The 13,030-nt window shown below is 39.8% G+C and carries 14 protein-coding genes, 4 tRNA genes and 1 other RNA gene; all 19 read right to left on the bottom strand.

Annotated features, from left to right (window positions below; all coding sequences use genetic code 11):
• Positions 1-2 precede the first annotated feature (2 nt).
• The 19 genes from EO114_RS05775 to EO114_RS05685 all read right to left on the bottom strand — a co-directional run bounded on the left by EO114_RS05775 (position 3) and on the right by EO114_RS05685 (position 12,950).
• Positions 3-467 (bottom strand): NfeD family protein, encoded by a 465-nt coding sequence (locus EO114_RS05775; RefSeq protein WP_127062054.1) that lies wholly within the window; start codon positions 465-467, stop codon positions 3-5.
• Between the two features lie 160 nt (positions 468-627).
• Entirely contained in the window at positions 628-1,188 is a 561-nt protein-coding gene (locus tag EO114_RS05770) for a Fe-S-containing hydro-lyase (protein WP_009353067.1), read from the bottom strand.
• Between the two features lie 14 nt (positions 1,189-1,202).
• Entirely contained in the window at positions 1,203-2,045 is an 843-nt protein-coding gene (locus tag EO114_RS05765) for a fumarate hydratase (RefSeq protein ID WP_127062052.1), read from the bottom strand.
• 467 nt (positions 2,046-2,512) lie between these two features.
• Positions 2,513-2,890 (bottom strand): hydrogenase expression/formation C-terminal domain-containing protein, encoded by a 378-nt coding sequence (locus EO114_RS05760; RefSeq protein WP_062401403.1) that lies wholly within the window; start codon positions 2,888-2,890, stop codon positions 2,513-2,515.
• Positions 2,891-2,934: 44 nt separating this feature from the next.
• A complete protein-coding gene (locus EO114_RS05755; protein ID WP_127062050.1) occupies positions 2,935-3,444 on the bottom strand; it encodes a HyaD/HybD family hydrogenase maturation endopeptidase in 510 nt (169 codons plus the stop codon).
• Positions 3,425-4,141: a Ni/Fe-hydrogenase, b-type cytochrome subunit gene (gene cybH / locus EO114_RS05750; RefSeq protein WP_127062048.1), complete on the bottom strand. Its 717-nt coding sequence runs from the start codon at positions 4,139-4,141 to the stop codon at positions 3,425-3,427. Before cybH ends, EO114_RS05755 begins: the two co-directional genes overlap by 20 nt.
• A 14-nt stretch (positions 4,142-4,155) precedes the next feature.
• Positions 4,156-6,057 carry a nickel-dependent hydrogenase large subunit gene (locus EO114_RS05745; protein ID WP_127062046.1) on the bottom strand — a complete coding sequence of 634 codons (1,902 nt, stop codon included), beginning with the start codon at positions 6,055-6,057 and terminating at the stop codon, positions 4,156-4,158.
• Positions 6,057-7,199 (bottom strand): hydrogenase small subunit, encoded by a 1,143-nt coding sequence (locus EO114_RS05740; RefSeq protein WP_127062044.1) that lies wholly within the window; start codon positions 7,197-7,199, stop codon positions 6,057-6,059. Before EO114_RS05740 ends, EO114_RS05745 begins: the two co-directional genes overlap by 1 nt.
• 133 nt (positions 7,200-7,332) lie before the next feature.
• On the bottom strand, positions 7,333-7,650 hold the full coding sequence (locus EO114_RS05735; protein WP_127062042.1) for a co-chaperone YbbN: 318 nt from the start codon (positions 7,648-7,650) through the stop codon (positions 7,333-7,335).
• Between the two features lie 43 nt (positions 7,651-7,693).
• An RNA gene (rnpB, locus tag EO114_RS05730) (RNase P RNA component class A) lies at positions 7,694-8,047 on the bottom strand.
• A 67-nt stretch (positions 8,048-8,114) separates the two neighbouring features.
• Positions 8,115-9,224, bottom strand: a complete 1,110-nt coding sequence (locus tag EO114_RS05725; protein ID WP_126940719.1) for a Nif3-like dinuclear metal center hexameric protein — start codon at positions 9,222-9,224, stop codon at positions 8,115-8,117.
• Between the two features lie 91 nt (positions 9,225-9,315).
• Complete coding sequence (locus EO114_RS05720; protein WP_126940720.1) at positions 9,316-10,020, bottom strand: class I SAM-dependent methyltransferase; 705 nt, start codon at positions 10,018-10,020, stop codon at positions 9,316-9,318.
• A 58-nt stretch (positions 10,021-10,078) separates the two neighbouring features.
• Positions 10,079-10,153: transfer RNA gene (locus EO114_RS05715), tRNA-Ile, on the bottom strand.
• A 5-nt stretch (positions 10,154-10,158) separates the two neighbouring features.
• Positions 10,159-10,244: transfer RNA gene (locus EO114_RS05710), tRNA-Leu, on the bottom strand.
• A gap of 15 nt (positions 10,245-10,259) precedes the next feature.
• Positions 10,260-10,335 (bottom strand) — tRNA-Phe (locus EO114_RS05705).
• A 44-nt stretch (positions 10,336-10,379) separates the two neighbouring features.
• A tRNA-Asp gene (locus tag EO114_RS05700) sits at positions 10,380-10,455 on the bottom strand.
• A gap of 94 nt (positions 10,456-10,549) precedes the next feature.
• Positions 10,550-11,338, bottom strand: a complete 789-nt coding sequence (locus EO114_RS05695) for a carbon-nitrogen family hydrolase (protein WP_009353113.1) — start codon at positions 11,336-11,338, stop codon at positions 10,550-10,552.
• Positions 11,339-11,346: 8 nt separating this feature from the next.
• Positions 11,347-11,973 carry a serine O-acetyltransferase EpsC gene (gene epsC, locus EO114_RS05690; protein WP_127062040.1) on the bottom strand — a complete coding sequence of 209 codons (627 nt, stop codon included), beginning with the start codon at positions 11,971-11,973 and terminating at the stop codon, positions 11,347-11,349.
• Between the two features lie 62 nt (positions 11,974-12,035).
• A complete protein-coding gene (locus EO114_RS05685; protein WP_127062037.1) occupies positions 12,036-12,950 on the bottom strand; it encodes a PLP-dependent cysteine synthase family protein in 915 nt (304 codons plus the stop codon).
• Positions 12,951-13,030: the final 80 nt, after the last annotated feature.

Genomic DNA, 13,030 nt, shown 5'->3' with positions numbered 1-13,030 from the left:
TCCTATCTATTTGTAGTTCTCACCACGATACGACCACCAGTAACAGAAATAATTTCCACTTCTGTGCCTGGTTCATAAAATTCACCATCAGTAACTGCATCGAGAAAATTTCCTTCCACCACAATGGTCCCTGCTGGTCGCAACACCGTTTTTGTATATCCAATCTTGCCTAACCAACAATTTGGATCTGGATGTGTAGCATACCCTTTTTCCTTTGTAGATGTTAGGTGCAATGTCAATCGTTCTCCTAAAACTGTCTTAGGAAATACAGAGATAATCCACCACAACAATAGTACGCCCACTACTGAAAGCGAGGTGACAATAACTATTGCCATAGGTCCTCCTCCCATCCAATCATAGATACCCCATAGGAATAGCAACAAGCCTGTTAGACCAAAGATGCCAAATCCTGGTATCATCATTTCGATGAGGAGCAAAATAATACCACTTACTATAAGTCCTATCATAGCGTCTCCTTTCTCTTTACTATCTCTTTATCTGTATTATATCACAATCTTTTTATATAAAAGATGAAAAAACTAGATTTTGTTATCTCTATTCTCCTCTTTAATCTATATATAATAAAATAAGAGGCCTTCTAAAGAAAGCCTCTTAATTGTTTAGTGATTAAACGTCTTCGCGGTATGGAGCTTGACCGATTTCATAGAAATCGTTTCCTTCGCTATCGATAACAACGATTGCAGGGAAATCTTCTACTGTTAATTCTGCCAAAGCTTCTGGGCCTAAGTCAGCATAAGCGATAACATCATATTTTTTAATAGATTTAGCAATTAAAGCTGCTGCACCACCAACGGCTGCAAAGTAAGTTACACCGTTTTTCTTCATAGATTCGATAACTTCTGGTTTACGGGAACCTTTACCGATCATGCCTTTGATACCTTGATCAAGCATTGTTGGAGTGTAAGCATCCATACGACCAGATGTTGTAGGACCAGCGGAACCAATTGGGTCTCCTGGTTTAGCAGGGCTTGGTCCTAAGTAGTAAACAATTTTATCATGCCAATCGATTGGCAATTCTTCGCCACGTGCTAATGCTTCAGTCATTACTTTATGAGCAGCGTCACGAGCACTATAAATTTTACCAGAAATAAGAACCATATCACCAGCTTTTAATTTACGGGATTGTTCTTCTGTTAAAGGTGTTTGAATACGAATTTGTTCTGCCATGGTTATTCCCCCTCTTAAACTTCACCGTGAGCATGACGGCTAGCGTGGCAGCAGATAGTTACTGCTACAGGAAGACCAGCGATATGTGTTGCTGCCCACTCGATATTAACGGAAACTGCTGTTGTAGAACCACCTAATTGAGGTCCGATACCAGTTTTGTTAACCATTGCATTGATTTCTTCTTCCAATTTTGCATATTCAGGATGTGCATTACGTTCTTCTACAGAGCGAAGAAGAGCTTTTTTGGAAAGGAATGCTGCGTAGTCCATCGTACCACCGATACCAATACCTAGTACCATTGGAGGGCATGGGTTAGGGCCAGCTTTTTTAACGATTTCAAGAACTGCTTTTTTAACGCCTTCAACGCCATCAGCAGGAACCAACATTTTTACGCCAGATTTGTTTTCAGAACCAAAGCCTTTTAACTCTACATTAATGTCAACTTTGTCGCCTGGAACAATTTTAGTGTAAATAACTGCTGGAGTGTTATTTTTAGTGTTTACACGGTTGAACAAAGGTTCAGCTACTACGGATTTACGAAGATATCCGTCCACATAACCTTTTGCTACACCAGCTTGAATAGCTTCTTCAAGATCTCCACCTTCGAAGTGTACATCTTGACCAACTTCTAAGAATACGATTGTAAGACCAGTATCTTGGCAGATTGGACGATCTTCAGCATCAGCGATTTCCGCATTTTTGATGATTTGATCCAATACACCTTTACCTACTGGAGATTTCTCACACTCATAGCCTTTTTTCAATGCATTATACATATCTTTTGGAAGATGATATGCTGCATTCATACATAATTCTGCTACCTTTTCTGTTACTTTCTCAACGTGAATGTTACGCAAAGTAATCCCTCCTCAACTTAAAACAGAGACCTTTCTCTTGTGTATTATTGTATCACCATTACCTTATCTTTTTCAATTCTTTAAGAATAGGTACTATAACTGTTTATTATGATAGAATTTATTATCATTTAATGGTAAATGCATATAGTTCTCTATTTCTAAGGTATTCTTAAATCCCATGGTTCATTCCTAATATGGACAAATATCCACCCTTTATAAACCATTAAAAATACACATATATTTAATCTTCTCAATACATTATTTCCTACTAAAAACTACTATGTTTACGCGCAAAATATACCTCTATAAAGTGAAAAACTCTCTCATTAAATCATAATAAGAGAGTTTTATTTATGCTATTTTATATATTTTCTTATGGAAATAATGCTACCTATGATTTATTGATATAACAAATATAGGTCATTTCCAGCCATATATGTAACATTTATTATAGACAATCATACCCACTATAGGTCAGCTGCTTCTATCCACTCTTGTAAATCGGCTTCTCCTCCGATGATATCTTCATCATAAGCGCCTGCTAACTCTGGGTAACGACATACTTCAATCGTATAGAGTATCGCTTCATCGCGACCATTACGGAAGGTGCCAATCCATACACCACGAATCGTAGACTCATACCATTCTACTGGTTGATCTGTATCTTTCAGATGGATCGTCACATCACCACGTCCCAATGTTTCCAATACTTCCACTTGCTCTTCCATAGTGAGACCTGTATTTTCCACATAAATCGTATAGGTTTCTCCTGTTTGACGCAAGTGCTGCATAGCATTTTTCAATTCTTGAAACACCGCCTTTACACGGCCAAATTCATTTTGCATAGAATCTCCTTATCAAATTATTACAGTTTATAGTATGTAGCAGTCTATTCTTCTTTTCCACTCACAGGACTAGCTGTTACATACCAATTAGATAAAACCCTCAGCACTCGTTCTTTCACTTCTGCTACCGCAGCTTGTGTGGAATCACTTAAGGTAAGGCCTAATTCTAAACTTTCAGGTTCTACACCGATCACAACGGCATCTTCTAAAGGATCTTCTTGTAATGCACGAATACGTAAAATATCTTGCATCCCCACTTCATGCACAGAAATAGCTTCAGTAAAATAACTATTCATTTCCTCATGAGGAAACTCATATACTGTGCCTGGTGCATCACCACCATTGATGGCATCCACTAATAATAGTTTTGTCATACCCCGCATATACGTAAGCAATTCCATGCCCATGGTGCCTCCATCTAGAATGGTAATAGGAGGATTAAATACATAATCCTCCCGTAATTGGTTCACCACATGGACACCGAATCCCTCATCAGTAAGCAAAATATTGCCTACCCCTAATAGTACGATGGGACTACTTTTTATTTGGTCCATATAAATCCTCTATATCTTCTGGGTCCGTAGGGTAGAATTTCATACCTGAAACCATACTAGATACTTCTCCAGATTCTTCCATAACATCTTCGCGGAATGCCATATACACATGTATAATTGTAAATAACAAAAATCCCCAAGCAATATAATGATGAATCATATGCACTTGATATTCCGTAAACAATAAGTTCACTGGATTAAAAATTTGTGCAATCCACGTATTAGGATACACTTGTGCAAACATAGCAAGACCTGTACAAATTTCTAGGAACAACATCACATATACCCCAAAATAACTAGTACGAGCCATAGAATTACGCAAGAAACGATGCTCTCGTTGCTGCGGTAACATTAGATAGTGCTTAATTGTGTCCAACAGACCAATCCAATACGACTTTTTATGAAATCTAGGAAACAATCTATCGCCACGATATCGAATTCCACCATAAATACGGAATATAAGGGCAGCAATTAGGATAAATGCTGCGATAAAGTGAATTTTACGAATCATCTCCATAGAGAACCAACCGCCCACTGCGATTGTCGGTTCCACACTACCTGGTGTAGCTTGGAAACCTGGATTCCCAATGTATAGGCCCGTCCAGAATAGAGCCGTTACACAGAGAACCATAGTCCAATGGAAAATGCGGAGCCATAAACTAAATACACGATAAGGCTTTTTATTTAATGGTAACATAGACAGCCTCCTCCCTATTTACATAGGGCATCTGTATTGACAGACACTATTTTTTCACCCTTTTTATTGTACAAGTGCGTCGCACATGCTAAGCAAGGATCAAAGGAATGAATCCCTTTTAAAATTTCCAATGGTTTATCTGCAATTTTAACTTTTGTATCCATCATATTTGCTTCATATGCACCATGTTCGCCAGCAATCGTTTTAGGGCATGCATTCCATGTCGTTGGTACGATACATTGATAATTGTCTACACGACCATCTTTGATGACACACCAATGTCCTAAACCACCACGTGGTGCATCTAATAAACCTACACCTTTTGCCTCTTTTGGCCAAGAATTAGGATCGAATTTACGAGTATCCGCCACAACAGTATCACCGGTTTTGATATTTTCAATCAAGCGATTATAGAAATGTTGGCTCAAGTTAGCTGCCACTTGTGCATCTAAACCACGAGCTGCTGTACGGCCCACTGTGGAACACATCCACACATGTGCTGGTACGCCTAGCACTTTAGATACGGCATCAATTTGGTCCACCATCATTTTCTCAGCCCAAGTTGGGTCTTTGATGATGCCTTGTTTTACTTTTACATAAACAACGATATATTTTGCCAATGGGCCCACTTCGCAGGCTTTCCCTTTGAATGTAGGAGATTTAATCCAAGAATATTTTTTCTCTTCATCCAAGAATTCCCATTTTTTATTTGTTCCCGTTTTAGGGCCTGTGAAAGCTGGTTTTGTCACACCTTCTGTTGGATGCAAGGATGTTTCACCATTTGGATATTCAAACCAAGAGTGATTGATTTCTTCAGACAAGAAGTCTGGATTCATCAAGTCTTCCCCTTCTAAAGCTGTAAATGTTGCTTTTTCCCAACCAAGTTCAAAGTTTTCTACTACTCCATTAGCACGAACAAGAGACTTTTTAAAGAAATCTCCATCTTTTATACCTGTATATGTATCATCTGGATAGCCACCGTAAGCAAGGACACGTTTTTTTGCTAAGCCCCCACCATCGACCATACCAGCTTTTACATATAAATGACCAATCGCTAATAAGTCAGGCAAGTAGAAATAATTCACCAAATCTTTTGCCAAGGAAATAGATTCATCCACACTTGCCAAACGAGCCGCATTGACAGGTGCATTCATATCATCCATGGAAATAGAGCAAGGCATACCACCTACAATGTAATGAGGATGTGGGTTTTTGCCACCGAAAATAACATGTGGTGTCACAATATCACGTTGACGATCCAAGATTGTCAAATAGTGGGAAATGGCCATCAAATGCACTTCTGGAGGCAATAATTGATAGTCTGGGTGATCCCACCATTGGGCGGAGAAAATACCTAATTGACCACTTTCTACAATTTTTTTCACTTTTGTTTGGATCGCTGCATAATACGTAGCATTTCCTTTAGGGAACTCCTTAGGGTATGCAGATGTGCCAGATTCCAAATCTTTTGGTTGTAATCCACTCACATTGTATGTGTCTAAGACTTGTTGTTGCAATTCTGCTGTTTTCTTAGGATCTGCTTTCAATGCCTCTACTGGACTTACCCAGTCAAGGGCATGCAAGTGATAGAAATGCACAATATGGTCATGCACATCTAAACAACTATGCATCATATTACGAATATAATTGGCATTTTTAGGAATTTGAATCCCCAATGCATCTTCTACAGCACGAAGAGCTGCTAAGGCATGCGTAGAGGTACATACTCCACATATGCGTTGCACAAAAGCCCATACATCTCGAGGGTCACGATTTTTAGCTACTAATTCAATCCCACGCCAAGCCGTACCACTAGATAGGGCATCTTGTACTTGGCCTGTTCCTTCATCAACACTAACTTCTACACGCAAGTGACCTTCAATACGGGTCACTGGATCTACTACAACTCGTTTCATTATTGGTCACTACCTTTCTCGTCAGATTCTTTTTGTTTCGCTTCTTGTTCTGCTAAATATTTCTTCTCTTCTTGAATAGAATCATATTTATGTTTTGCCAAGGTAATACCACCATGAGCCACTACAGCACCAAAAGCACCAAATCCTGCCACTGTTCCTAATGTATCCACATCGGTGATGGTGTTTGGGGTATGAATATGAGGCAATCGTTGGTAAAAGTTATCATTGTCCCAGAATCCCTTTTCAGAGCAACCAATACAACCATGTCCAGATTGAATTGGATAGGACAACCCATTCCACCAACGCAAATTACCACAAGAGTTATATGTTTCTGGTCCACGGCAACCTACTTTATATAGACACCAACCAGCTTTCGATGCATCATCATCAAAATGTTCCACAAACAATCCAGAATCAAAGAAAGGACGACGATAGCATGTATCATGGATACGATTGCCATAAAATTGTTTTGGCCTTCCTTCCACATCAAGCGGTGGAATTTCACCAAATAAAGCATAATGCATAATCACACCAGTCATGACCTCTGGAATTGGAGGGCATCCCGGTACTTTAATGATTTTTTTGCCTTTTACAATAGAAGAAACAGACACTGTATTCGTTGGGTTCGGTTTTGCCGCTTGAATACCGCCCCAAGCTGCACAAGAGCCGTATTCGATGATGAAAGCAGCTCCTTCAGCGCATTCTTTCAATACATCTACAAATGGACGTCCACCAACTTGGCAGTAGGATCCATTTTCATCCAATGGAACGCCACCTTCAACAGCCAATACATACTTACCTTTTTTACTTTCTAACAAGTGATGTAAATGATGTTCAAATGGTTCCCCTGCTGCGGCAGCCAAGGTATCATCATACTCTAAGGCAATCATATTTAAAATCACATCAGATGCAAAAGGCGATGTGGATCGAATGAAAGATTCGTCACATCCTGTACATTCATGACCATGCAACCAAATCACCGTAGGTAATTCTTTTGTTTCTGCCGCTGCTACGACTTTATTTGTCAATGCTGGCGGCAACCCTAAAATAGCAGTTAAAGCTACACAGGATTTCATAAAAGTACGTCGGCTTAATTTACGTTCTTGGAATAAATTCCAAAGACTATTCAATGATTCTTTCACAAAAAAGCCCCTTTCTTGCAATAACTTTATAGCATCTCTACAAATTAATATACTATCCATAGTATATCATGAAAGATATTCCTTCTATAGAACATTAATCACTAATTTGTAAAAATATTTTTATATCCTCTATTTATAGTTTCAATAATTTACGTACAGAAGCTGCCTTCTTATAGCCTCCTACGCGATCTTTCTCTTTTCCTTTTTTATAGCAGATAATTGTTGGTACACCTTGCACATCTTCTTTTAAAGCAATCTCTTTAGCTAAATCAATATCAATAGCAATCATACGTGCTACACCTTGCAATTCATCATGTAACACATCCAGTTCTTCTTTCATAGATTGACAAGGAGAACACCATTCTGCTGTAAAGCAAGCTAAGACGATTTCATCCTCACCTTTTACAACAGCTTTAAAATCTTCATAGTTGTTAATCGATTCTAGTTTCATCACAATACCTCCTACAATAACAAAACCGCTCCGAAGAGCGGTTTTGAGCAAGCAATCAATAAGCCGAGTTCTGTCCTGCTTTCGCAGTGGCGATTATCTTTCTAGGCGCATAGTTGCCTATACGCTCAAGCGGCACAACCCGAAAGGTAGGCGGGCAACCCTTAACCCTTTCCTATTCGGCCTTGCTCCGGATGGGGTTTACCGAGCATACATGTTACCATGTACCTGGTGCGCTCTTACCGCGACCGTTCCACCCTTACCACCCAAAGGTGGCGGTTTACTTTTCTGTGGCACTATTCCCTATGGTCACCCACGCCGGCCGTTAGCCGGCATCCTGCCCTATGGAGCTCGGACTTTCCTCAAGTCAAGTAGACTTGCAATCGCCTTTCATACTTACTGTTTAAGTCTAGCATAGACCACCGAGAGGGTCAATACCTCTCTTATACATTATAAACCGAAAGTGCTTAGACTTCAAAGAAAAAATCTCTTTGTACTTTACTTTCTATGACCTCTACTTCTTGAGTTGTGAAAATTCTTTCTATCATTCGTTTCAATACTGTTTGGCTCATGTATTCTGTACCATAATGGCCCGCGTCCACTACTGTGATTCCTAATTCTTTTGCTAGTTGCATATCATGGTATTTGACATCCCCAGTAATATACACATCTGCTTTTTGCTTAGCTGCTATCTTAATGAACTCCGCTCCACTACCCGTACATAGACCTATACGTTGAATAGATGATTGCTTAGCTCCACCCCAACGCAATGTACTATGAGGGAATGCAGATTGTAATACTTCTTTGAACTCCCCTATCGATAGTGATTGCGGTAAATTGCCAATGCGACCAATATAGTGTGCATCATACGCATTCTCTAAAGCTACTATATCGTAGGCAATTTCTTCATACGGGTGGGCTTCTTTCATAGCCGCTAACACCTGACCTAATAGCTTTTTAGGCACTACCGTTTCCACTCGTTCTTCCTGTACAGTTTCAATTGCCCCTACCTGACCAATAAAAGGGTTCGTCCCTTCTAAGGGCAAGAACCTTCCTTCTCCAGCAACAGAAAAACTGCAATGACTGTACGCGCCGATATGACCTGCCCCCGCGTTGCCCATGGCTTGGCGAAGTTGTTCACTATGTGTAATAGGTACATAAACAGCCACTTTATAAGCCACGTCACGTCCCGTTTCTTCTAACCCTTGTATATCTTGTAACCCTAGTCGTATAGCCACTTCGTCATTAAGACCACCAGCTGTAACATCCAAATTCGTATGCGCACTATACACATTAATCCTATGGCATAATAGATCTTTAATCATCTTTCCTTGCATCGTATCCGTGTTGATAGATTTGATACCTTTAAAAATCATCGGATGATGTGTCACAATCGCATCTACCTGTTGCTCTATCGCTTCTGCTACTACTTCTGGCGTCACATCTAATGCCGTTAACACACGTTGCACAGTTGAACTCATAGATCCCACTTGTAATCCGCAATTATCCCAAGACTCTTGCAACTGCAATGGCGCTTGACTTTCAATGGCTTGAGCAATATCTTTCATAGTTACCATATATACCTCCTATCCACCACTCAAGGTATGATGTAACGTTCCATACTCATCAATGGTTATACTTTTTTAATGGTAAAAGTTTCACCTGTACCTATTGTAAAATACCTTGTAATGCCTTCATTTCTTGTTCCATCACCTGAATAGCATCACTGGATTTCGCTGTATCACGCATATGTTGTAGGATAGATTGCAACGTTTCAATTCTACGTTGTATGTGCTGTGTCCAAACTTCAGATTGTTCTTGTTGTAACAAAGCACCATATTCCCATAACATCGATTCTCTAGATAGCTCATTATACACGGAAGTAGCGCCTCGTTGTACTAACCACATATCATAATATTGGTTACCCTCTACTAAGCATGCTTCTTGAATAATGCCATACCCTTGATCTACTAAAAATTGTTTCAACTCTCGTCGATGGCTTTGTGGTTGTAATACATAGGTATGTAACAATTCAGGGCCTACCGTAATGATGTGTTGCATCAATTCTCCACCCATGCCGCAAATGACTGCGCAGTCTACTTCTCCTTCTTTTGTGACAGCTAATCCATCTCCTAATCTACATGTAATATAATTTTCTAATTTCCGTTCTTTTATCAATCCTCTAGCGGATTCCAAAGGGCCTTGATTCACATCAATAGCGATAACTTGTGTAGCCACTTTTTCTTCTATACAAGCCACTGCTAAATACCCATGATCGGTACCCACATCTGCCACCGTTTGACATTGTGGAATCATATGTAATACTTGTTCTAATCGTTTTGAAAGTGCCATATCTGTAATCTTCTCTTTCATTATACAATGAACATCTATAGATAACAAAAACCATCTCACAATGTGAGATGGTTTCTTATGGTGGGCCCACCTGGATTTGAACCAGGGACCGACCGGTTATGAGCCGGTTGCTCTACCCCTGAGCTATAGGCCCTCGTTTGGTGCGGATGATGGGACTTGAACCCATACGAGCGTACGCTCACCACCCCCTCAAGATGGCGTGTCTGCCATTCCACCACATCCGCATGAGGATATGTACATGGTGCCTCAGGGCAGAATCGAACTGCCGACACACGGATTTTCAGTCCGTTGCTCTACCGACTGAGCTACCGAGGCAAGTATATAAATCGATATATTTGCTTAAAAATAGGTAAAAAAAATGGCGACCCCGATCGGATTTGAACCGACGATCTTCGCCGTGACAGGGCGACATGTTAACCGCTACACCACGGGGCCGTGTACTGAGTACTTATATACTATACCATAGGTATTACATCTTGGCAATACCTATGGTCAATTATATATATTCCTAAAATGCATACTAATTCTATTAATAACAATTTGGTTTTCTATCACGGAACACATTAATTTTAGAGCGAATGTGGTCTACAATGTCTAAATCAATAGTTACTATGTGAGTTTGCGGCGTTTCATCACATTCTAATAACACTTCACCCCAAGGGTCTACTACCATCGAGTGACCTGCCATTGGTAATTTACCAATAGTTCCACAACCATTAACACTACAGAAAAACATTTGATTCTCTATAGCCCTAGCTTGATTTAATATTTGCCAATGATGTAAACGTAACAATGGCCATTGAGCTGGCAAAAAGAATAATTCTATCCCTTGTAATGCTGATTTACGAATTAGTTCGGGAAAACGAATATCATAACATGTGGCACTGGAACAAAGCACACCATCTAATGTAAAGTTATGAATCGAATTACCACCCGTGAAATATTCATTTTCTTTGGCAGGACTAAACCCATGCATCTTATCATACGTAGATAGCAATTCCCCTTTGCGGTTGTATACATAGGTTCTATTGTAGATAGTGTCTCCTTCTTTAACAGCCACTGATCCACCAAAGATATTCACATGTTCTGATTGCGCCAATTCACCCAACAAAGCTTGCGCCCGTTGACCTGATTCATCTGCCAATGCATGTAACTCTGGACCCGTCATAAAGCCCGTATTCCAAGTTTCTGGCAATACTACTACATCCACGCCTTGCTTAGCAATCGCTCGTACACAAGTTTCCACTGTTTCAAAATTACTATCTATTTGTCCAATCTCTGTAGCTAATTGAATGATACCTAATCGTAACTCTTTCATCATTCCTCCTAAATGTGCCAAGCCATATGATCAGTAAAGTCATTTGGCTCTAATGGCAACGCATGCCGTCGTGGTACATAGGATCCTTTGTCAAAACGATCTACTTTAGGGCGACGATATATAATATGCTCTGGTTCCGTTTCAAAAATGATCACATTCTTTGGTACATCTCGTTTAATGACCAGATTACAACCTATTTTTGAACCTTTTCCTACCGTAATATCACCTAGCACCTTTGTGCCTGCACCGATAAGCACATTATCTTCCACCGTAGGATGACGTTTTATCTTACGAGAATCCATCCCTCCAAGGGTGACCCCATGAAACAGTGTCACATTATCTCCTATAATAGCGGTTTCACCAATGACAACCCCCATACCATGGTCAATAAATAAGCCTTTACCAATTTGCGCGCCTGGGTGAATTTCTATGCCCGTTACTCGACGTGCATGTAATGCTACTCGCCGGGCCAAAGTAAACCAACCTTTTCGATATAGACGATGCGCAAAAAAATGCCAAAATAATGCTGTTATATGAGGATATGTCCACACTACCATATACCAAGAGGTGGCCGCTGGATCAGATTGTAATACACGCTGTATATTGTATCGAATAGAATTCCATACCTCTCTCATAAATTCCTCCCTATACACAGATAGCATGGCCTAGACCATGCTATCTTTTGTATCACAATCGATTAAGAATGAATCCAATCTACACTTTCAAATTGAATCATAGATAGATATTTTTCTACTCCATCTGGAGCTACCACGACAACATCTACATCTGGGAATTTACGACCATATTGACGAGCCACAAAAATCGCAGCTGCTGATGAAATACCAATACCAATACCAGTTTCACGCATGAAGTTAGCTACTTCTTCGATGGCATCTTCATCGGTTACTGTTTGTACTTCATCCATCAAAGAAGAGTCGAAGTTTTCTGGAATAAATCCAGCTCCAATACCCTGAATTTTATGAACCCCACCAGTACCGCGAGAAATAACTGGAGATCCTTCTGGTTCTACGGCCACCGCTTTAATATATGGGTGTTGTTCTTTTAAAGCTTTTGTTACACCTGTGAAGGTGCCACCTGTACCAATACCAGCTACGAAGATACCTACGTTAGGCACATCACGCAAAATTTCTTTCGCTGTTGTTTCATAATGTACATGTGGATTTGCGGGGTTAACAAATTGCCCCAAAGTCACTGCATTAGGATAGTTATCAAGAATTTCTTGTGCCTTTCCAAGAGCACCTTTCATACCTAATTCTTTTGGAGTTAAAATTAATTGTGCTCCATAGGCTTTAATTAATTCACGACGTTCCTTACTCATACTTTCAGGCATAATAATGATTGTTTTAATGGACAACATAGCACCTAGCATAGCTAAAGCAATACCGGTATTACCACTTGTGGCTTCTACAATAATAGTATCGTTTTTAATTAAGCCTTTTTCTTGCGCATCTTGCAACATACCAAGAACAGCACGATCTTTTACACTGCCACCGGCATTGTATTTTTCTAATTTCACATATACATTAGTATCTGGAATTCGATACATTGGTGTGTTTCCAATTAAGTCAATTGCATTTTTTACAACAGCCATACTTATTCTCCTCTACTTAGACTTCAATATAAAACACTTAATTTTATTCCTATTCTATAGATAGGATTTGATTTTGTCAA

This window comes from Veillonella sp. 3627, assembly GCF_003992195.1.
GTDB lineage: Bacteria > Bacillota > Negativicutes > Veillonellales > Veillonellaceae > F0422.
Note: the sequence above shows the minus strand (reverse complement) of the source record. Positions and strands in the feature narration are given on the sequence as shown.